The 21,828-nt window shown below is 60.3% G+C and carries 14 protein-coding genes; 11 read left to right on the forward strand and 3 right to left on the reverse strand.

Going from position 1 to position 21,828, the window contains the following annotated elements; translation table 11 throughout:
• Nucleotides 1–24: 24 nt before the first annotated feature.
• The 3 genes from FQ320_RS09860 (at nt 25) to FQ320_RS09870 (ending at nt 4,654) form a co-directional block, all read left to right on the forward strand.
• Nucleotides 25–1,602 carry a lysine--tRNA ligase gene (locus FQ320_RS09860; RefSeq protein WP_148471698.1) on the forward strand — a complete coding sequence of 526 codons (1,578 nt, stop codon included), beginning with the start codon at nt 25–27 and terminating at the stop codon, nt 1,600–1,602.
• Nucleotides 1,603–1,774: 172 nt separating this feature from the next.
• Nucleotides 1,775–2,194, forward strand: a complete 420-nt coding sequence (locus FQ320_RS09865) for a DUF4864 domain-containing protein (RefSeq protein ID WP_148471700.1) — start codon at nt 1,775–1,777, stop codon at nt 2,192–2,194.
• 168 nt (nt 2,195–2,362) lie between these two features.
• Entirely contained in the window at nt 2,363–4,654 is a 2,292-nt protein-coding gene (locus FQ320_RS09870) for a glycosyl hydrolase family 28-related protein (protein WP_148471702.1), read from the forward strand.
• A 3-nt stretch (nt 4,655–4,657) separates the two neighbouring features.
• Here FQ320_RS09870 and FQ320_RS09875 read toward each other — a convergent pair whose 3' ends face one another.
• Both FQ320_RS09875 and uvrB read right to left on the reverse strand, forming a co-directional pair.
• Entirely contained in the window at nt 4,658–5,323 is a 666-nt protein-coding gene (locus FQ320_RS09875; protein WP_148471704.1) for a hypothetical protein, read from the reverse strand.
• Nucleotides 5,324–5,503: 180 nt separating this feature from the next.
• Nucleotides 5,504–7,687 (reverse strand): excinuclease ABC subunit UvrB, encoded by a 2,184-nt coding sequence (gene uvrB, locus FQ320_RS09880; protein ID WP_148471706.1) that lies wholly within the window; start codon nt 7,685–7,687, stop codon nt 5,504–5,506.
• Between the two features lie 476 nt (nt 7,688–8,163).
• Between uvrB and FQ320_RS09885 the strand changes: the two genes are divergently transcribed.
• The 8 genes from FQ320_RS09885 to FQ320_RS09920 all read left to right on the forward strand — a co-directional run bounded on the left by FQ320_RS09885 (nt 8,164) and on the right by FQ320_RS09920 (nt 18,202).
• The gene (locus tag FQ320_RS09885) at nt 8,164–8,475 is read left to right on the forward strand and encodes an ETC complex I subunit (protein WP_148471708.1); all 312 of its coding nucleotides are present in this window, start codon (nt 8,164–8,166) and stop codon (nt 8,473–8,475) included.
• A gap of 495 nt (nt 8,476–8,970) precedes the next feature.
• Nucleotides 8,971–9,210 carry a hypothetical protein gene (locus FQ320_RS09890; protein ID WP_255509444.1) on the forward strand — a complete coding sequence of 80 codons (240 nt, stop codon included), beginning with the start codon at nt 8,971–8,973 and terminating at the stop codon, nt 9,208–9,210.
• A 1-nt stretch (nt 9,211) separates the two neighbouring features.
• Nucleotides 9,212–11,377 carry an RND family transporter gene (locus FQ320_RS09895; RefSeq protein WP_255509445.1) on the forward strand — a complete coding sequence of 722 codons (2,166 nt, stop codon included), beginning with the start codon at nt 9,212–9,214 and terminating at the stop codon, nt 11,375–11,377.
• Nucleotides 11,364–11,855: a hypothetical protein gene (locus FQ320_RS09900; protein WP_148471710.1), complete on the forward strand. Its 492-nt coding sequence runs from the start codon at nt 11,364–11,366 to the stop codon at nt 11,853–11,855. Before FQ320_RS09895 ends, FQ320_RS09900 begins: the two co-directional genes overlap by 14 nt.
• A gap of 284 nt (nt 11,856–12,139) precedes the next feature.
• Nucleotides 12,140–12,874, forward strand: a complete 735-nt coding sequence (locus tag FQ320_RS09905; RefSeq protein ID WP_187393851.1) for a TetR/AcrR family transcriptional regulator — start codon at nt 12,140–12,142, stop codon at nt 12,872–12,874.
• Nucleotides 12,875–12,931: 57 nt separating this feature from the next.
• Nucleotides 12,932–13,693, forward strand: a complete 762-nt coding sequence (locus FQ320_RS09910; protein ID WP_148471714.1) for an STAS/SEC14 domain-containing protein — start codon at nt 12,932–12,934, stop codon at nt 13,691–13,693.
• Nucleotides 13,694–13,817: 124 nt separating this feature from the next.
• The gene (locus tag FQ320_RS09915) at nt 13,818–15,074 is read left to right on the forward strand and encodes an efflux RND transporter periplasmic adaptor subunit (protein ID WP_255509446.1); all 1,257 of its coding nucleotides are present in this window, start codon (nt 13,818–13,820) and stop codon (nt 15,072–15,074) included.
• Entirely contained in the window at nt 15,071–18,202 is a 3,132-nt protein-coding gene (locus tag FQ320_RS09920) for an efflux RND transporter permease subunit (RefSeq protein WP_148471718.1), read from the forward strand. The genes FQ320_RS09915 and FQ320_RS09920 overlap by 4 nt, the downstream gene beginning before the upstream one ends.
• A gap of 293 nt (nt 18,203–18,495) precedes the next feature.
• Here the strand turns inward: FQ320_RS09920 and carB are convergent, their stop codons facing one another.
• Complete coding sequence (gene carB, locus FQ320_RS09925; protein ID WP_148471720.1) at nt 18,496–21,789, reverse strand: carbamoyl-phosphate synthase large subunit; 3,294 nt, start codon at nt 21,787–21,789, stop codon at nt 18,496–18,498.
• Nucleotides 21,790–21,828 lie beyond the last annotated feature (39 nt).

Raw genomic sequence — 21,828 nt, forward strand, 5'->3', positions numbered from 1 at the left:
AACCGGGCCGCAAAGGAGACAGAAATGAGCACATTGCGCGATGCCGCCATGAAATCGAAGGCCTGGCCATTCGAAGAGGCGCGTGCCTTGCTCAAACGCTATGCCAAGGGACCGCCCGAAAAGGGCTTTGTGCTGTTCGAGACGGGCTATGGTCCGTCCGGCCTGCCGCATATCGGAACCTTCGGAGAAGTGCAGCGCACAACGATGATCCGCCGCGCGTTCGAGCTGATCTCGGACATTCCCACCCGGCTGATCTGTTTTTCCGACGATCTGGACGGGATGCGCAAGGTGCCGGGCAATGTGCCTGATCCCGAGGGGCTGCGCGAACATCTGCAACGTCCGCTGACATCCGTGCCCGATCCATTCGGCACCCACGCCAGTTTCGGCGATCACAATAATGCCATGCTGCGCCGGTTTCTGGATACCTTCGGATTCGAATACGAATTCATCAGCGCCACTGAATTCTATCGCTCGGGCCAGTTCGATGATGTGCTGCGGCTGGCTGCCGAGCGATATGACGCGATCATGGGGGTTATGCTGCCAAGTCTGCGCGAAGAGCGCCGGCAGAGCTATTCCTGTTTCCTGCCGATCCACCCCGAGACGGGACGCATCCTGTATGTGCCGATGAAGAACGTCGACGGTGTGCGGGGCGAGATCACCTTTGATGACGAAGACGGGCGCGAGTGGACGCTGCCGGTGACCGGTGGCAACGTCAAATTGCAGTGGAAGCCGGATTTCGGTGCCCGTTGGGCGGCGCTGGATGTGGATTTCGAGATGTACGGCAAGGATCACAGCACCAATACGCCGATCTATGACGGAATTTGCGAGATTCTGGGCGGGCGCAAGCCGAACCATTTCACCTATGAACTGTTCCTTGACGACAAGGGTCAGAAGATCTCGAAGTCCTCGGGCAATGGGCTGACCATCGACGAATGGCTGACCTATGCCTCGACCGAGAGCCTTGGGTATTTCATGTATCAGAAACCCAAGACGGCCAAGCGGATGTATTTCGACGTAATCCCCAAGGCGGTTGACGAATATCATCAGCAGTTGCGCGCCTATGCGACGCAGGATGCAGCCCAGCGGCTTAACAATCCGGTGTTCCACATTCACGGAGCCGACGTGCCTGTAAGCACGATGGTGGTGCCTTTTGCCATGTTGCTGAATCTGGCCAGTGTTTCGGGGGCCGAGGACAAAGAGGCGCTGTGGGGCTTTATCCGCCGCTATGCGCCCAAAGCTTCGGCTGAAACGAATGTTGATCTGGATGCGGCTGCGGGTTTCGCGGTGCGGTATTACAATGATTTCGTGAAGCCCGGAAAGGTTTATCGTCTGCCCAATGACCGCGAGCGGACCGCGCTGGAAGATCTGCGTGCCCGGTTGGTGGAATGGGATGGCGGGCTGGACGCGGATGCGTTGCAGACGATGGTCTTTGCCGTCGGCACCGAGCACGGGTTCGAGCCGCTGCGCGATTGGTTCAAGGCTTTGTACGAAGTACTTTTAGGCGCATCGCAGGGACCGCGCTTTGGCGGGTTCATTGCGCTTTATGGCGTCGAGGAATCGGTGGCGCTGCTCGATCAGGCACTGGCCGGCGATCTGGCGTGAATCCAGTCGTCCAGCGGCGCGGCTCCTTGCGAGTCGCGCCGTTTGGCACAAGCGCGGGCACCGGGCACTGTTTCACTTGCCTGAACCACGGTTTGCGAAATTTCTGACTGAAACGTGAAACTGCATCCGGTTTCTTGACGTGTATGCTGTCAATGAAACCGGGAGACATGCCATGGGAAAGTTCCTTCTGATCGTGACGATGATCGTCGGGCTGTCGGGCCATGTTCGCGCCCAGACCAATGAGGCAATACCCGATCCGGCCATCGAGGCGGTGATCCAAAGCCAGATCGACGCCTTCCGGGCCGATGATTTCGCCAAGGCGTTCACCTTTGCCTCCCCCACGATCCAAGGCATCTTTGGCACGGTCGATCGATTTGCTGCGATGGTGCGGCAGGGTTTCCCCATGGTGCAGGACCCGGACGAGGTGCGGTTTCTGGAACTGCGCAGCATCCGCGGCGAGGTGTGGCAAAAGGTGTTGGTGCGCGATGCCTCGGGTGCCTATCACGCGCTGGACTACCAAATGATCCCATCCGGTGACGGATGGCAGATCGACGGTGTCCAGCTGCTTCGTGCGCCGCAGGTCGGTGCCTGAGATCCACGCAACGCGCGATCGTCCAAGTCCCGGTTAAGACCCCGTTGCTATCCCTTTCGCCCGAAGATCACGCCATTTGACATCACGCGTTTCCCGTTGGCCCAAAGCCGCCGTCGGGAAGGTTTTGTCGGGTCGCGCGGTCGGTATGGGCGCAGGAAAGGGACACCGATGAACAAAGCGATTACCGATGGGCTGGTTTTGATGCCACCGGCGTTTGCGGGTGGGTTGAATGTTTGGTCAAGTGAGGACGGCACCCCCGGTTCGGCAACCTATGCCGGTGCCGCCAATGCGGCGGTTATCGCGGCGGATCAGGATTTCGGTGGCTGTCTGGAACTGATCAAGCTGCAGGGCACGCAACGGCTGCGGTATAGCGGTGAGACACCGATTTTGCCGGGCTGCTATCTGCGGATTACCGCGCGGGTCAAGGCGGTGTCGGGCAACTTGCCTGCCATACGGATCGCTGGATGGGCCGGTGGTGCGGGTGGGGTGAACGTGCCCGGTGTCACGCAGATCGGGCCGTCGGTGCAACTGACGGGTTACGGCACGATTGCCGAAGTCAGCGCGATTGTCGGTGTGGGGCAGCGCACGGGCGTTGATATGGTCTGGGGGCGTCAGGCGCTTTATGGGCATTTCGGGCTGGACCTGACGGGACCAAGCGGCGGTGTGGTGCGGATCGACGATATCGTGATCGAGGATGTTACATCGGCCTTCCTGCGCACGCTGATGGATTGGGTGGATGTGCGCGACTACGGCGCCCTTGGCGACGGGACGGCGGATGACAGCGCGGCTTTCGACGCGGCGGATGCCGCGGCGAACGGTCGCTCTGTTCTGGTGCCCGAGGGCACGTACCGGTTGAACAGCGACATTACATTGGGCAACACCGTGCGCTTTGTCGGCAAGGTCAGCTTGCCCGCAAACCGGCGTCTGATCCTGCGCAAGAACTATGACCTGCCGACCTATATCGATGCGTTCGGCGATGAGGTGGAGGGGTTTAAGAGGGCGTTTCAGGCGTTGCTGAACAACACCGATCACGAAAGTCTGGACATGGGCGGACGGCGGATCGAACTGACCGGACCGATTGACATGGCGGCGGCGGTCAACAACCTGACAACCTATGAAATCCGCCGGGTGATCCGCAACGGCCAGTTCAACTGTGTCCCCAGCCCGGCGTGGGATATCGGGACAGTGACATCGACGGCTCGCTACGCTGTCAACAACCCCAAGACGCTGACCGACGTCGCGAATGTCGCCAACATCGAGGTTGGATCGCTGGTCACCGGCACGGGTGTCGGACGCGAGGTCTATGTGCGGACCAAGAATGTCGGCGCCGGGACCGTGACGCTAAGCCAGCCGTTGTGGAACGCCGTGGGCAGTCAGACCTATACCTTCCGCAGGTTCCGGTATGCCTTGGATTTTGGCGGTTTCACCCGGCTGAGCAAATTCACGATCACCGATGTGGAGTTCCAGCTCGACGGGCTGGCCAGCGGTATCATGCTGGCCCCGGACGGCGAAACGTTTCACGTCAAGGACTGCTTCCTCACCAAGCCGAAGAACCGCGGGATAACGTCATCGGGCGGCGGCTGTCAGGATTTGCAGATCGACCGCTGCCACTTCATCTCGGATGAACAGTCTCTTCCGGCAACACAGCGGCAATCCATCGGATTCAACGTCAACGCCAATGACGCCAAGATCCGCAACAGCCGGTTTCAGCGGTTGGGCATAACGATGGTGCTGTTCGGTAACGGGCACCTGATCGTCGGCAATCACTGGTTTCAGGGCGACAATGTGAATGCCGGGCCGCGCACCGCCGGTGTCGTGCTGACCGAGACGAATGTGAAAACGGTGATCACCGGCAACTATATGGACAATTCGTTCATTGAATGGACGAATGAACATGACGCGCAACCGTCGTTTTCGAACGAGTTTTCGTTTGGCGGGCTGTCATTGACTGGCAACATCTTTACGGCGAACGATGTGGCGCCGTGGTTTTCATGGATCGTGATCAAACCCTATGGCTCCGGTCATTTCGTGCATGGTCTGAGCGTGATCGGAAACACGTTCAAGTCGCTGAACGGATCGGTAGATCGGGTGGACCGGGTCGACACGTCAATCGCCCCCCTTGATCCCGGATTGGCACGGATCGTCGAGTTCACGGGCAACACGTTCAACGGCGTGTCTCAGATCACCATCAACCCGGTCACTCTTGAATTCAGCCAGCCGGACAATGCCAGCGCCTGGACATTGGCGGTCGGGGGATATCTGCCGTTTCACGGGGTGACCCGCACGGTGTCAGCAATTGTTCCGGACGGCGATCTGCTGACCACCGGGGCGGCTAAAGTGTATGACATGCCCAGTGTGACCACGCAGGACGGGGCGAACCGCGACCGGGTGCGTCTGGGGTGGTCGGTGCCGACCCGGGGGCGGGTGCAGCTTACCGTTCGCTGCGACAAGCCTTTCTGAGGCTCAGAACTCGGTCCAGGTGCCCAAGAGCAATCCAACGCCTTTGGCGCCACCGTTCAGCCGCCGGGTCAGCCCCGCCTCGACGCTGAGGCGCGGCGTGATCCGGCGCACATAGGTCGGTGCGAATGTCACTGCGCGGCCCAGCCAGTCGTCGTGGGCGCGCAGTTGCAAAATCAGGTGGGTGTCATTGTCGGGTTTCAACCCGAGGGTGGCATCGACCTTGGTCCAGTGATCGCCTGTGCCCGGTACAAGGCCATAGACGGCTTCGATTCCCATCCAGCCGTGGCCGAAGTTCGACCCGAACCCCTTGCCCCAGGATATGCCGGGCTGGATCATCGGATAGATGGCACCGCTGGCATATCTACGCACCCCGAGGGCCAGTTCGCCGGAAACCCAGTGATCGCCGGACACCGCGAGCGAGCGGCGCGCAAAGACCATGGCATCGCCATATTGCCCATCCTGCCGCGACCACGCTTTGCCGCCCAGCGTCACAACATCGCTCAGCCCGTATTCGGCATAGAGCGAGTTGTAACCGTCCTTTGTTTGATCGGCGAGTTCGGCAAAGGACAGTTGCGCTGCGGTGAACACGCGCCCCGTTTCGCGCGGCCATGCCCCGGTATAGGCGGGGGCCGGAAAGAACAGCAGAATCAGAGCGAGGATTCGGGTCACGGCGGCCTCCTGTCGGGCAGGTTGGGCCGGGTATGGTTAATCAGCCGTTAACGGGTGCATCACAGAGGTGCGGGGCAGCAGCCGGCTCGATCAGCTATCGTTCGAACCGGACGAAAACGCGGCCCCATCGCCGACTTTCAGGTCTTTGGGGGAGTTTGCCCGGGCGAGGGGCCGAGCAGGTCACTTACGCCGACGCTGCACGTTACCGCCCCTTTGCCCCGGTCGTCCTGCCGTGCTGCGCCCTGACGATTTTACCGCCGCTTCGGACGCCGCCTCGACCGCTGACTGGCGGGCAAGTGGATCGGCAGAGACGGCCAGATCGACCGCCTCGAGCCGTTTCAACTCGTCGCGCAGGCGCGCGGCCTCCTCGAATTCCAGATTCTCGGCCGCCTTGCGCATGTCGGTGCGCAACCCGTCCAGAACCGTCTGAAGATTCGCCCCGGACATTCCCTTGTCGATCTTCGCCGTCACGCGGTTCATGTCGACATCGCCCTTGTACAGACCGGCCAGAACATCCTCGACGTTCTTTTTCACCGTCGTCGGCGTGATGTTGTGTTCGATATTGTATGCCTGCTGCTTTTCGCGCCGCCGGTCGGTCTCGGCCAATGCGCGCTCCATGCTGCCGGTGATCCGGTCAGCGTACATGATCACCCGGCCTTCGGCGTTGCGCGCTGCCCGCCCGATGGTCTGTACCAATGAGGTTTCGGACCGCAGGAACCCTTCCTTGTCGGCATCCAGAATCGCCACCAGCCCGCATTCGGGGATATCCAGACCTTCGCGCAGCAGGTTGATCCCGATCAGCACGTCAAATGCGCCAAGCCGCAGATCGCGCAGAATCTCGATCCGCTCCAGTGTATCGATCTCGCTGTGCATATAGCGCACCTTGATCCCCTGTTCGTGCAGGTATTCGGTCAGATCCTCGGCCATGCGTTTCGTCAGCGTGGTGACAAGCGTGCGAAATCCGTCTTTCGTCACTTTGCGGATTTCATCCAGCAGATCGTCCACCTGCATGGAAATCGGGCGAATTTCGACCATCGGGTCGACCAGACCGGTGGGACGGATCACCTGTTCGGTGAAAACCCCGCCAGTCTGCTCCATCTCCCACGCGGCGGGGGTGGCGGAAACAAACACCGATTGCGGGCGCATGGCGTCCCATTCCTCGAACTTCAGCGGCCGGTTGTCCATACAGCTGGGAAGGCGGAAACCGTGCTCGGCCAAGGTGAATTTGCGCCGATAGTCACCCTTGTACATGCCACCAATCTGCGGGATCGAGACGTGGGATTCATCGGCGAAAACGATGGCGTTGTCGGGAATGAACTCGAACAGCGTGGGGGGTGGTTCGCCCGGAGCGCGCCCGGTCAGATACCGTGAATAGTTCTCGATCCCGTTACAGACCCCCGTCGCTTCCAGCATTTCCAGATCGAATGTGGTGCGCTGTTCCAGCCGCTGTGCCTCGAGCAGTTTGCCATCGTTGACCAGTAGATCCAGCCGGTTGCGCAGCTCTTTTTTGATCTCGCCGACGGCTTGTTTCATTGTAGGTTTCGGGGTGACATAGTGCGAATTGGCGTAAATCCGGATGCTGTCGAACGTGTCGGTCTTATGCCCGGTCAGCGGGTCGAACTCGGTGATACTCTCCAGCTCATTGCCAAAGAACGACAACCGCCACGCCCGATCATCAAGGTGCGCGGGAAAGATCTCAAGCGAATCACCCCGCACGCGGAACGACCCCCGTGAGAAGGCGTGATCGTTGCGCTTGTATTGTTGTGCCACAAGATCGGCCATCACCGCGCGCTGATCGTATTCGCGGCCCGTCACCAGATCCTGGGTCATTGCCGAATAGGTTTCGACCGAACCGATGCCATAAATGCAGGACACCGATGCCACGATGATCACGTCGTCACGTTCCAGCAGCGCCCGGGTGGCCGAGTGGCGCATGCGGTCGATCTGATCGTTGATCTGGGACTCTTTCTCGATAAAGGTATCCGACCGCGCGACATAGGCCTCGGGTTGGTAATAGTCATAGAACGACACGAAATATTCGACCGCGTTGTCCGGGAAGAACCCTTTGAATTCGCCGTACAACTGTGCTGCGAGTGTCTTGTTCGGGGCCAGAATGATCGCCGGGCGCTGGGTCTGTTCGATCACTTTGGCCATCGTGTATGTCTTGCCGGTTCCGGTGGCCCCTAAAAGCACCTGATCCCGCTCGCCCGACATCACCCCCGCCGAGATTTCAGCGATCGCCTTGGGCTGGTCGCCTGCGGGCTGGAATTCGGTTTGCATCCGGAACGGCCGCCCGCCCTCAAGCTTTGGCTTGCTCAGAACATCGGGGCGGGGGGTGATGGCGTTCATGTTGTTGTGTGGCATTGGGCGATTCCTTGGGCTGACCACATAAGTGATGTGTTTCGCACGGGGTTCAACTGGTCAGATGGAAAGGGGCATGGGTAACATTGGCGCAGAAGTGAGTCGAAACTGGCCATTCGCGCAATCAAAACGCGCGTAAGTGTCACTCACATGGGTTGCAGCGGGGGTTTCGGGCGGCGCACCGCCGAAATCCCCTGTGGTTTCGGCGATGCGTTGCGCGGCTCGAACAGACTCAACCCTAAGTTGTAAATTTAACTTGATTCAAAACGCGACTCATGCGCTTATTAACTTGCAAGCAGCAGGTCTGGCTGCCGGACGGGACGCGAATACCCACCCCTCGCTCACCCTGCGAAACGTCTGGCGGCCAGTTCCCTTCCCACCACAGAATGCTTCATCCCCTGCTTGCCTTTCAGACCTTCATGCCCAATAACCCAAGGCAATCCCGGCAGGTGTCCGGGTCATCCTGACAGGAGACGGGCATGAGCGCGCGCATCTATAGACCGGCAAAGACCGCCATGTCGTCGGGCATGGCCAGAACCCATGAGTGGATTTTGGAATTCGTGCCGGTCACGGCACGCGAAGTTGATCCGTTGATGGGCTGGACCTCGTCGTCAGACACCCAGGCACAGGTTCAACTGCGGTTCGAAACCATGGAAGAGGCGCGGGAATATGCGCAGGAACGCGGGATCGTTGCAATCGTGACCCAGCCCCGCGAGCGTCGCGCCAATATCCGCGTTGGCGGATATGGCGAAAATTTCGCCATCAACCGGCGCGGCACCTGGACCCACTAGAGTCCTTTCAGACCCGATCACAGCTGCCGCCCGTTTGGGGCTATACTGTTCGGAATCGGGGCGCTGCTTCGGCATCCCGATGATTTGGTTGCGCAGGCCGCGGATCAGATAACCTGCAGCGGCGATGTCGTCCGTTTTGGCTCCAGTGTTGTCTATCGGCGGAAGACAGCTATCTGACGTCCAAGGACTGACCCTCGACAAATCAGGCCCTGCTTTGCAAAGGGGCTGCAATGACTGCCGACTTCCACAACCTAGCGAAACGGCTCCGGTCATGACGCCTGACATGGTCGAAGTCGTGCCAACCGGCGGGGGGTATCTTTGCCGCGCCGTATTCGCAGGACCAGTGTTTGCTGCCCGCAACAACTTGGACGCGGTGGGAAACATATCTGCGTCCGCTGCGAAATTCGTGATGAGATCACACGTCAAAGCGGGCGAAATAGGTCCGCCGCCAACCGCATCCCCTCTGCTGATCCATATTGCTGCAAAGGTCGCTTGATGGAAACTCCGAAGCCACAGTATTTCGGGGCCACCCACATCCAACGGCTTGGAGCGTTGGCGAACCCGAAGCGCGTCGGGGCGCGACTTGTCGCAAAGGTCGTGGCTGCGACGATCGTTGCGCCGATGGGGATGGGACTGGTTTGGGGGGCGGGCAGATCTATCGGGTTGAACGCCGCGATGCTGTGGTCTCATATCGGCGTCACACACCGGGCGCACGCGCCGATCAGGGCTGCCTGAGGTGGGGTTGCGCGGAATTGGCTTCGGCGCCGAACAGATCGGCATCGCGGCGTTGCGATTTCCGCGCATTGCCTCCGTTTGCATCTTCGTGCTGCTTGTCCTGATCGGCAGCAGTTTGCCGAACCTTTCGTTTGATGACGATATCAACCGTGTCTTTTTGTCCGACAGCGCCCTGTCGCAAGCCCAGCAGACTTACGAGGCAGAGCAGTCGCCGCCGCTTGGCACGGTTCTGATCCATGTGACGTCGCCAGCTGCCCTGAGCGCGGATCAGATGACGTCCCTGCGCGATCTGTCGCTGGATCTGGAATTCATCGAAGGGGTGACGGCTGTCGCATCTCCCTTTGTGTTGCGATGGCCTCCCACTGCGGATGCACCTTCGGGAACGCCTCTGTTCGGGCAGCAGATCGATAAGGGCTTCATTGATGACTTGGCGGCGTTCGAGGCGTTGGATACCGGTCTGCCGACATTCCTGAACACAACCCTGACGGCCATGATGTTCAGCGTGTCGATCAACACCGATCAGACCACAGTTGCCGCCGCGGTCTCCAATATCTCGGCGGAACTGGGCCATGCGTTGCCCGCCGGCCTTTCCGCAAACATCACCGGCGAGGATGTCATCAGTTCGGAAATCGTGTCCGGACTGAAGGATGATCTGATTGCACTGAACCTCTGGGGCGCGGTGATGGTTGCGCTGGCGGCGTTTGTCTTGTTGCGCGATCTGCGCATGGCATTGCTGGCGGTGTTCCCTGCGGTCACCGGTGCCGCGGGCGTTCTGGCGCTTTCTGTCTGGCTTGGTTATCCGATCACTGTTCTGAGCAATGTGATCCCGATCCTTTTACTGGTGCTGGGGGTCGCGGATGGCGTGCATCTGGCGGGCAGCATTAAGGAAACCGGCGATGTCCGCAGGGCCATCGAAACCATTGGCCCCGCATGCGCCCTGACCGCCCTGACCACAGCCGTGGCGTTCGCCAGCATCACCCTGACCGGGAACTCTCAGCTTTACGAGTTTGCCGTTCTGGGCGCGGTCGGAACGATGCTGTCGTTTGCAATTGTCATCGTCACATTCGCGGTTCTTGGCCGGACATTTCGTCTGTCTGACCGGGCCGTGCCGCAGATTAGCGCGTCGATCGCCCAACGTCTGACAAAGATCGGCGTCGCCCGGCCCCGAACCACGGTTGTGCTGTGCATCCTGGTGCTGATCCTTGCGACATTCGGCTTCAGCCAGACGCGGGCGTGGTTTCCGCTCTATCTGAACCTGCCCGACGGCAGCGCAACGCTTGGCACAAACGACGCCATCTCGGAAGATTTTGGCGGCGTTTTCCAGATGATTGTTGAAACGGATGGCGATTGGAAACAAACCCGTGCCCTGACCGAACGGCTGGAGGCGGCGAGCGGCCCGGGTACGGTCCTTTCAGAGGTCAACTTTGCCCGCTGGCTGGGCCATCCGGACACGCGGCCATCGCAAGAAGAACTGGCAACCCTGCCTCGGGAGTTGGTCGACCAAATCCGTGCCAAAGAGGATTCATCGCGGATCTTCGTGTCGGTGCCCGAACCGATGCGCAGCAAGGACACACTGGCGCAGTTTGACGAAATCCATTACGTGGCGCTTGCGGCAGGGGCCGACCGGGTCATCGGCCTGCCGACGATCATGCGAGTTGAGGCCGTGACGCTGATCGGGCAATTGTCGTTCGGTTTGCTTGTCGCAGCCGTCGGTGCGACCGGTTTGGTAGCTGTGGCATTTCGCTCGGTACGACTTGTGCCTGTTCTCATCATTCCCAACGTCCTGCCCCTGATGCTGACGGGTGCCTCGCTGCACCTGTGGGCGCAGGGCCAGCTTACGCCGACCGCGGTTCTTGCCCTGACAATCGCGTTCGGCATTGCCATTGATGACACTGTGCATTTTCTCAGCCGGTTTCGCGCGTTGACGGCGCAGGGACAGACGGCACAGCAGGCGGTTCTGGCGGCGGCAGGATCGACAGGTCAGGTCATGGTGCTGACAACACTTTTACTGACCTTCGGCCTTTGTGTGACGCTGTTCAGCGACTTCAATCCGATCCGAGTATTTGGCGGCATGATGATCGTAACGCTCTGGGCGGCGCTGTTGACCGATCTGTTCCTTCTGCCCGCACTCTTGACCTGGAAAAGGACTGCAAATGGTTCTGTTTAGATTGATTGTTCTTGCGGCAATTCTTGCCGCCACGGCCGGCGCGGCCGATCCGCTCGCCGACATGGCGGGCACATGGCAGGGGGCCGGTTGGGCCAAAGAAACGCAGCAGGGACCACAGGAAACCGTGCGGTGCCGGATCACCAACAGCTATGATCAAGCGACCCGGACCCTCACGCTTTCGGGCCGCTGTGTCGTGCCCGGGCGACAGCTTACCATTGCAGGCAGCCTGACCGGCTCTGATGGCGCCGAGCGGATAACCGGGATCTGGTCGAACCCCGACGGGATCGGCAGCGTCCAGATCGTCGGCATTCAGCGGGAGGGTATCGTGGCGTTCAATTTCAAAGCAACTGACCCGGCGACCGGCCGTGACCTTGCGCAGAACGTCGAATGGCGCGTGTCAGACGGTGCTCTGCGATTGCGTTCAACGGACCGGCGGACGCCGACGATCAAGATGTCGGATATTTCATTTGTCAGGTAACGAGAGAACCATAGATGCCGGTCAGAAGACCGGTTTTCCGTCGGTTGGCGGGTTTTGCGGAACAACATTCTATCCACGGGGTCAGGTCATCCACTGGTAAGCGGAACCGATTTTTGAGCCAGACGTTGCTTTTGGTCTGCGGTCAAAACTCAAGTCAAATCGGTTTTCCATCGGTACATGTCGATCCTGCCCGACGCTGCGTCAGACTAACAAATTCGGTGATTATCTTGACGGGGCACTCGGCACTCACTACCTACCGACCGTCGGTTTGTAAGGAAGACGTCATGAAAGACAGTTCGAAAACAGAGGATGCAAAGGTTCCCAAGCGCTTGCGGATGGCTCCGGATGAACGTCAGGCGCATATTCTCGATGCAGCGCAAAAGCTGTTTTTCGCCCATGGGTGGGACGACGTCACGATCGCCGACGTTCTGAACGAGGCGGGTATCTCGAAGGGTGGATTTTATCATCACTTCGCCGCGAAAGAGGATCTCCTCGACGGCGTTGTGCTGCGATTCACGACCGAGGCGCTGGCCTCAGCCAAAGCGGCCCGCGCGGTAACGTCCGGTGGGGCTTTGGAGCGGTTCAATGCGTTCCTTGCTGAAACCAGTCGCTGGAAGGCTGAACAGGGGCCGCGGATAAAGTTCTTCATGGATGTCATGCTGCGCCCCGGGAACGACGTTTTGTTCAGCAGGATCACGGCGGCGGCGAGTGCTGCCGCGATGCCGGTGCTGTTGGAAATGATTGCTTACGGGGTCGACGAAGGTGCTTTTGACGTGCCTGACATGAATCTTGTCGGCGAAACCATAATGGCAATGTCACAGGGCCGCCGTGCTGTGCTGGAAAGCGCGTTTCAAGCTGCCGAGTCCGGTGATCTGGACCGGGCAACCGCATGTCTTGATCATCGGATGGTGGCTGAGGGCGCGTTGATCGACCGGATACTCGGCCTGCCGCGTGGCAGCGTCATGCTGTCCAATCCCACCGAATACCGCCTGATGCTGCGTGCGATTGCGAACGGTTGAGACGTGACCGGATCCGGGCGCAAGTCCCGAACCTGATGCAAACAGAAGGGGAATATCATGCTGACCGTCAAAGAACTGAAACCGAACGTCTGGGAACTGACAATGAATGGCGTCCTTGAAAAGGGCGATATCGAGACGATGGAACGGGAGCTGACCCCGGCGCTGAAGGGGGACGGACCGCTGGGGCTGATCGTGCGTGCCGAGGGGTGGACAGACATGACCGGCGACGCAATGGTCGAGGATGCGAAGTTCGAATTCGGGATGCTCGCCCAGTGGTCGAAAATCGCAAAGATGGCACTGGTGAGCGATCTTCAGGCCTTTGCAGCAATCCTGAAATGGATCGATCCGATCCTGCCGATGATCGACATGAGGGTCTTCGGATCGTCTGATGTGGCCGCCGCCGAGGCGTTCGTGTCTGACTTGCCCGCTAAAAAAACCGCTTCCTCGGGTGGTGGCATCAATCTTTTGTCCGACGGAAAAGACGGTGTCATCGCCTATGAGATCGACGGCCGGATCACTGTGGAAGACGTGGACAAGGTGCTTGTCCCTCTCAACGCCCAAATGAAGGGCGACGAGAAAATTAACCTGCTGGTCCGGTTCAAGGACTACGACGGCTTCGATCCCGCGATTCTGACCAAAGGGCCTCTCATGGTCACCAAGATGAACGCCATCAGTCACCTTGGACGCTATGCCGTGGTGGGTGCGCCGAAATGGATGGCGACGATGGCGGGCATCGTTTACGCGGCAATGCCCTTTGAGATGCGGATGTTCGATGTATCCGAGGATGACGCCGCCTGGACATGGGTCCGCGCCGCGTAAGGTGGCAGGTCGTCCGGCACAACCGGGCGGCACATTCAGAAAAAAACCGCATTTCAGGTTTCGGTAGCGAAATTCTGAAGGGGTGCTGTCCGGAATGGGCGCGTGATCCCAAGGAGATCAGATGATGACCGAGAGCCCAACTGACCGACGCCAGACCCTCAGTTTTGAGAGCGACCGCGGATCAAGCCGATCCAGATGGGTCGCAGGCGGCTTGGCTGTGGCCATTGTCGGTTGGATGGGCAGCGGATATTTGCTGTCCTCCAAAGACCCCGAACCGGTCGCCGCTGCCTCCAGGACTCCCAAAGCCGTCAGCGTGGCTGTGCGCCGCTCGGTTGCTGAAGCCGTAGAACAGATATTCGCCGCCGAGGGTCAGGCCCTGCCGGACCGTGACACGCCGGTCCGGGCGGAAACGTCCGGTCAGATCGGTGAGGTGCTGGTCAAAATGGGCGACGATCTGGAGGCCGGGCAGGTGATCGCGCGGTTCGACATCGCCGCCCGCCAGTCCGATCTGAACCGCGCCGAGCAAGAGCGCGACCGCGCCCAGCGTGAATTCGACAATGCCACCGCATTGGTAGAACGCGGCGTCGCCACCGTCGATCGCGTCGCGCAGGCACGGGCGACACTGGCAGCGGCACAGGCAGGCGTCAGCACCGCCGAAGAAGCCATTCGAAACACCGAAATTCGCGCGCCTTTCGCTGGACGGCTGGAATCGCTGGACATCAATACTGGCGAATACGTCTCCATGGGGGCCGATGTGGGCCGTGTCGTCGACAATACGCCGCTGACCATCAGTATCCAGATTCCACAGCAGTCCCTGCGTGACATCAAGGTCGGTCAGGTGGCCGAAGTTGCATTCATCACCGGCGAAACCTCGGTGGGCGAGGTGCAGTTCGTGGCGACAAGCGCCGATGCGGAAACCCGGACCTTCATGGCAAGGATCGAGGTGCCGAACGCCGATGGTGCGATTCCTGCCGGGATCAGCGCGCAACTGCGCATTCCGACGGGCGAGGTGACGGCGCATTTCGTCTCGCCCGCGATCCTGTCGCTGGACACGGACGGGACGCTGGGGATCAAAACGGTAAACCCCGAGAACGTGGTCGAATTTCACAAAATCAGCATCGTGCGGGCCCAGACAGACGGCATCTGGGTGGCGGGTCTGCCTGACGAAGCGCAAATCATCTCGATCGGTCAAGGCTTCGTCAATGATGGCGAAACGGTCGATCCACAACCGGATGAAGAGACGGCGAACATCCCCGCATTGCAGAAAACGGTTGCCGCCGCACCGCAGGCTGAAACGCCGACCGGGGCGGGCGGCCAGATCATCACGCCAGCGCCGGACAGCGGCGTTCCCGTCGCGGCCAACGTGGAACCGGCCGAATGAACACCCTCATCGATGCCGCCTTCAGCCGCAGCCGTGTCGTCGTCATGGCGCTTTTCATGATCCTTTCTGTGGGCGCCTATGCCTATGTCACGATCCCCAAGGAAAGTTCGCCCGAAATTCCGATTCCGATCTTCTATGTCTCGACCGGCCTTGACGGAATCTCGCCCGAGGATTCTGAACGCCTGCTGGTCGAGCCGCTGGAAACCGAGTTGTCGTCGATCACGGGTCTCAAGCAGATGACCAGCAACGGCGGCGAAGGCTATGCCAGCGTGCAACTGGAATTCGAACCGGGGTTCGATGCCGAAGCGGCACTGACCAAGGTGAAGGAAGGCGTCGACCGCGCGCAATCCGATCTGCCGGATGACGCTTGGGATCCGGTCGTGACCGAAATCAACACCGCCCTGTTCCCGATTCTGACCGTCATCCTGTCCGGACCCGTCCCCGAGCGGACCCTGAACACCCTGTCCGAGCAATTATCGGACCGGATCGAAGGTCTGACCGGCGTGCTTGAGGTCGACGTGGGAGGTGCACGTGACGAACTGCTGGAGGTGCTGATCGACCCCACGGTGTTCGAGACCTATAACATCAGCTTTGAAGAGTTGATTGGCCAGATCAACCGCAACAATCGCCTGATTGCGGCGGGGGCCATCGAGAACGGCGCGGGGCGGATCGTTCTGAAGGTTCCGGGGCTGATCGAGGACGTCGAGGATGTCATGGCCCTGCCGGTCAAGGTGCGCGGTGATACGGTCGTGACCTTCGCCGATGTCGCAACCATCCGCCGGACGTTCGAAGACCCGACAGGTTTCGCCCGGATCGACGGTCAGCCTGCGCTGGCGCTGGAGATCAAGAAGCGGTCGGGATCAAACATCATTGAAACCGTCGCCGCCGTCCGTGCCCTGATCGAAGAAGCGCAGGCCGATTGGCCCGAGAGCATGCAAATCGACTATATGCAGGACGAAAGCGAGCAGGTGAAAACCATGCTCAGCGATCTGGAAGCGAACGTGATCGCCGCCGTGATCCTTGTGATGATCGTCATCGTCTGGGCGCTTGGAATCCGCTCGGCGCTGCTGGTCGGGCTCGCCATTCCGGGCGCGTTCCTTGCGGGCGTCACGGCGTTGCTGCTGATGGGCTTTACGATGAACCTCGTCGTACTGTTCTCGTTGATCCTTGTGGTCGGGATGCTGGTCGATGGTGCCATTGTCACGACCGAACTGGCCGACCGGCGGTTGCAAGAGGGGGACGAGCCGAAGGCGGCCTATGCATTCGCGGCCAAGCGTATGTCTTGGCCGATCATCGCCTCGACCGCGACGACCCTGTCGGTGTTTTTTCCGCTGCTGTTCTGGTCCGGCACCGTGGGCGAGTTCATGAAATTCCTGCCGATTACCGTGATCCTGACGCTCACCGCGTCGTTGTTCATGGCGTTGATCTTTATCCCGGTGGTGGGCGGTCTGATTGGGAAGAAACCTCCGCAATCGGCCAAGGCCAAACAGGCGCTACACGCTGCCGAGAATGGCGATCCGCGCGATCTTGACGGCTTTACCGGTGGGTATGTCCGGGTGCTGCAATTCGCGATCCTGCGGCCTTGGGCAACGCTGATCATGGCGGTTTCCTTCTTGCTCGCCGGTTTTGGCGCCTATGGCCAGTTCGGCAACGGCATCAGCTTTTTCCCGTCGATCGAGCCCGAGTTTGCACAGGTGCAGGTCCGCGCCCGCGACAACTTCTCGATCTTCGAAAAGGACGCGTTGGTGCGCCGGGTCGAGGAACGGCTGTTCGCCTATGACGAGATCGCATCGGTCTATGCCCGTTCAGGCGGTGGCAATCAGGATTCCGCCGACCTGATCGGGACGATCCAGATCGAGCTGACCGAATGGGACACGCGCCGCACCGCCGCCTTGATTGGTGAGGATATCCGCGCCGAGATGGCGACGATTCCCGGCATCGACGTGCAGGTGCAGACGGCATCAAGTGGTCCCTCGGCTGGCAAACCGATCAGCCTGCGTGTCCGGGCCAGCGATCCACAGGATCAGGCGACGGCGGTCGAGGCAATCCGCATGGCCATGGACGATATCGGTGGCTTTACCGATGTCACCGATACGCGGCCCCTGCCAGGTGTCGAGTGGCGCATCGAGGTCAACCGGTCCGAAGCTGCGCGCTTTGGTGCGGATATCTCGACGTTGGGGCAGGCGGTGCAATTGCTGACACGCGGGATCACCGTGGCCGACTATCGCCCCGATGATGCGGACGGTTCGGTCGATATCAATGTGCGCTTTCCGTCCGATGAGCGCACATTGGAAGAGTTGCAATCCCTGCGTGTGCCGACATCGGCAGGTCTTGTGCCGATCTCGAACTTCGTGACGTTTCAGCCGTCACCCCGGAGCGGCACGATCACCCGCGTCGACCAGCGCCGGGTCATCACGATCGCGGCAAACGTTGCCCCCGGTGTTCTGGTCAACGATCAGGTTGTCGCGCTGCAATCGGCGATCACTGGAATGGACCTTCCGGACGGAGTCGAGGCAGCTTTTGCAGGTGAGGCGCAGGACCAGACGGATTCGATGATCTTTCTGATCGGGGCCTTTGTCACGGCGATTTTCCTGATGTTCGTGATCCTCGTGATCCAGTTTAACAACTTCTATCAAGCCTTCGTTGTGATGAGCGCCATCGTGTTTTCCATCGCTGGTGTGCTGTTCGGTCTGATCATTACCGGTCGTCCGTTCGGCGTCGTGATGGGCGGAATCGGGGTGATTGCGCTGGCAGGCATCGTGGTGAACAACAACATCGTGCTGATCGACACCTACAACGACCTGAAACGCTCGGGCCTGTCGCCACTGGAAGCCGCGCTGCGCACCGGGGCACAACGCCTGCGGCCCGTTGTCCTGACCTCGGTCACGACGGCGCTTGGCCTGATGCCCATGGTGATCGGTGTGAACCTGAACTTCTTCACCCGCGAGATCGTCTATGGTGCGCCCTCGACACAATGGTGGACCGAGCTTAGCTCTGCCATCGCCGGGGGCCTTGTGATTGCAACGGTGCTGACCCTGATCGTGACACCCGCGATGTTGATGCTGGGCGAAAAGAAAGCGCGGCGGGCTGAGCCCTCTGTTCGCCACGCCCCGCCGGAAACGGCATGACGGATTGTCCGGCGATATTTGACCTTGGCGATGTCAAAGCAGGGTAAAGCGAAATGTCACGACAGCGGATTGAGGCGGGCCGCTCAGGAAACCAAGAACGGCACGTCCGCGGCAATGCGGTAGGTTCGGAGCCTTCGGGAAATTACGGCAACGGGTAATACTATTCCGCGACTCCGGCCAGAAAAGCTGACCGAATGACGTCTTGGCCCGCCTTGAACATACCGCAATTCAGCGCTGCGCGACGGGTGGCAGGCGCTGGCCAACGCCAGCTCTTGCAACCCGTCCGCTGTCGATCAACCCTGAAGCGGGCGCACGTCCAACTCGCCTTCTTCGCGCGCCAGCATGGCCAGAGCGACTGCGTGGGACGCTGCAAGTGTGGTGAAATACGGGATCTTGTCCATCAGCGCGACGTTTCGCATCGAGCGGGAATCGTCCACCGCCCTTGCGCCATCCGTGGTGTTCATCACCAGCGCGACGCCACCGTCTTTCATCACGTCGACGACGGTGCGTCCGCCCTCGTACACCTTGTTCACCTCGCGCGTTTCAATGCCCGCCGCACGCAGGAACGCTGCCGTGCCACGGGTCGCCAGCAGGGTCAGACCAAGGCCGGTCAGAATACGCGCCGTGTCCAGCAGTTGGTCGGTCTTGTCCATTTCCTTGATCGACAGGAACGCGACGCCCTTGGTCGGCAGGTCCACACCTGCGCCCATCTGCGCCTTGAGGAAGGCACGGGGGAATGACCGGTCCCAACCCATCACCTCGCCCGTTGAGCGCATCTCCGGGCCAAGCAGGGTATCGACGCCGGGGAAGCGGGCGAAGGGCAGGACCGCCTCTTTCACCGAGTACCAGGGCATCGCCGGATCGGCGAGCGTCATCGGATCGGCAAAGGGCAGCACGTCGTCCGGCCCGGTTCCCGCCGGATAGGGCGCGCGCAGCGGAAAGTTCGACAGCGGTTCACCGGCCATCAGCCGTGCAGCGATACTGGCAATCGCACTGTCGGTTGCCTTGGCGACGAAAGGAACCGTGCGCGATGCGCGGGGATTGACCTCAAGCACATAAATCACGTCGTCCTTGATCGCGAATTGCACGTTCATCAGGCCCACAACGCCCAGTTTCAGCGCCATCATCGCGGTTTGACGCTCCATTTCCGCGATCAATTCGTCGGAGAGGGTATAGGGCGGCAAGGAACAAGCGCTGTCACCCGAGTGTACGCCAGCCTCTTCGATATGCTGCATCACGCCGGCGACATGCACATCCTTGCCGTCGCACAGGCAATCCACATCCACCTCGACCGCGCCGGAAAGATAGCTGTCGAGCAGCACCGGCGTATCGCCTGAAACGTCCACGGCGGTTTTGATATAGCGGGCAAGCTGTGCATCATCGCGCACGATCTCCATCGCGCGCCCGCCCAGCACATAGGACGGACGGATCACCAATGGATATCCGACGCGCTTGGCAATTTCCATCGCTTCGGCATCGGAACGCGCAATACCGTTCACTGGCTGCTTCAGGCCCAGTTCGTTCAGCATCTCCTGAAACCGCTCGCGGTCTTCGGCAAGGTCGATGGCGTCGGGCGTGGTGCCAAGGATGGGAATGCCTGAATCCTGCAAGGCATTGGCCAATTTCAGCGGGGTTTGCCCCCCAAATTGCACAATAACTCCATGCAGCGTGCCGTTCTCTTGTTCGACCCGCAGGATCTCCATGACATGCTCAAACGTCAGAGGTTCGAAATACAGCCGGTCAGAGGTGTCGTAATCGGTCGAAACCGTCTCTGGGTTGCAGTTGATCATGATCGTCTCATAGCCCGTCGCCGTCAGGGCATAGCAGGCGTGTACGCAGCAATAGTCAAACTCGATCCCCTGGCCGATCCGGTTCGGCCCGCCGCCCAGAATCACCACCTTCTTGCGATCGCTTGGCCGCGCCTCGCATTCGACATCGCCCATCACAGGCGTTTCATAGGTCGAATACATATAGGGCGTCTGCGCCTCGAACTCGGCAGCGCAGGTGTCGATCCGTTTGAACACCGCGATCACACCAAGATGGATGCGGGCGCGGCGCACCTGATCTTCGTCGCGTCCCGTCAGAATGCCAAGCCGCGCATCGGTAAAGCCCATCATTTTGAGATGGCGCAGACCCTGTTCTGTCAGAGGCAGGCCGTCGCGGCGCACCTGTTCCTCGGTCTCGACGATTTCGCGGATCCGGGCGAGGAACCAGGGGTCGTATTTCGTGGTTCCGTGAATGTCGTCGTCCGACATCCCGTGACGCATGGCCTGCGCGATGGTACGCATCCGGTCGGGTGTCTGGCGCGACAGCGCGGCGGTGATGCTGGCAGGGTCGGGGGCACCGGGAATTTCGATCTCGTCAAACCCGGTCAGCCCGGTTTCCATCGACGCCAGCGCCTTTTGCAGCGATTCGTGGATCGTGCGGCCCACGGCCATCACCTCGCCCACAGATTTCATCGCGGTCGACAAAAGCGGTTCGGAGCCGGGGAATTTCTCGAAGGCAAAACGCGGAATCTTGGTGACGACATAGTCGATGGTGGGTTCAAAACTGGCCGGAGTGACTCCGGTGATGTCGTTGTCCAACTCATCCAGCGTATACCCAACCGCCAGTTTCGCGGCGATCTTGGCGATGGGGAAACCCGTGGCCTTGGAGGCCAGCGCAGAGGAACGCGACACCCGGGGGTTCATTTCAATCACCACCATGCGGCCATCGGCGGGGTTCACCGCCCATTGCACGTTTGATCCGCCGGTCTCGACTCCGATTTCGCGCAGCACGGCAATGCTGGCCGTGCGCATCATCTGATATTCCTTGTCGGTCAGCGTCAGCGCAGGTGCAACGGTGATCGAATCGCCGGTGTGTACGCCCATGGGATCGACGTTCTCGATGGCGCAGACGATGATCGCATTGTCGGCCCGGTCGCGCACGACCTCCATCTCGAACTCTTTCCAGCCCAGCAGCGACTCGTCGATCAGGATCTGCGATACCGGCGAGGCGTCGAGCCCCGACTTGCAGAAATGTTCATACTGATCGCGGTTATAGGCCACGCCGCCGCCCGTGCCGCCAAGGGTATAGGCGGGACGAATGATCGCGGGCAGACCGACATAATCAATCGCGGCCATACATTCGGCCATGGTGTTGGCGATGGTCGCCTTGGGGTTTTCCAGACCGATCCTGTCCATCGCCTCGCGGAACAGTTTCCGGTCCTCGGCCTTTTCGATGGCCTGTCGGTTGGCGCCGATCAGCTCGACACCGAATTTCGCCAACACGCCCATTTCGTCAAGCTTCAGCGAGGTGTTCAGCCCGGTCTGCCCGCCCATGGTGGGCAGCAGCGCGTCAGGGCGTTCTTTTTCGATGATCTTGGCGACGATTTCCGGCGTGATCGGTTCGATATAGGTGGCGTCGGCCAGCCCCGGGTCGGTCATGATCGTGGCTGGGTTCGAGTTGACGAGGATCACCCGATACCCTTCTTCGCGCAGCGCCTTGCAGGCCTGTGCCCCGGAATAGTCGAATTCGCAGGCTTGGCCGATGACGATAGGCCCCGCTCCGATGATCATGATCGACTTGATATCGGTTCTTTTCGGCATGACAGATCCCCAGCGTGCAAAGTGTCGGGGGTTATAGGG

This window comes from Oceaniovalibus sp. ACAM 378, assembly GCF_008085915.1.
Classification (GTDB): Bacteria; Pseudomonadota; Alphaproteobacteria; order Rhodobacterales; family Rhodobacteraceae; genus Oceaniglobus.